Origin of the sequence: Halomonas sp. ND22Bw, from assembly GCF_003011945.1 — a bacterium.
Lineage (GTDB): Bacteria > Pseudomonadota > Gammaproteobacteria > Pseudomonadales > Halomonadaceae > Halomonas > Halomonas halophila.
The window spans coordinates 1-241 of sequence record NZ_PXWD01001651.1 but is presented as its reverse complement, the minus strand read 5'-3'; the positions used below and the strand labels follow the sequence as shown (position 1 = coordinate 241).

The window sequence follows — 241 nt, the reverse complement described above, 5'->3', positions numbered from 1 at the left end:
CAGATCGATCCAAACGCGGTGGCTCTGATTCGGACCTACTATGCTCGCCCAACTCCTGGATTCAGCCAAGGCAACCTGAATTACACGTCGTCGGCGCCGGATGGCACGAAGTTTCGTTCGGGATTGGCTCGTGTGGATTACAACATCTCTCCCAAGCTGCAGTTCTTTGCGCGATGGAATATCGACAGCACGCGGCTCCTCAGTCCTTATGGATTGTTCGCTACCAATGCGATGCCGAATG

At 54.4% G+C, this 241-nt stretch carries 1 protein-coding gene; it reads left to right on the top strand.

What is annotated here, in order from left to right:
- Positions 1 to 241 (top strand): hypothetical protein (locus CVH10_RS27095; protein ID WP_219925091.1); only part of this gene is annotated, 241 nt, incomplete at both ends.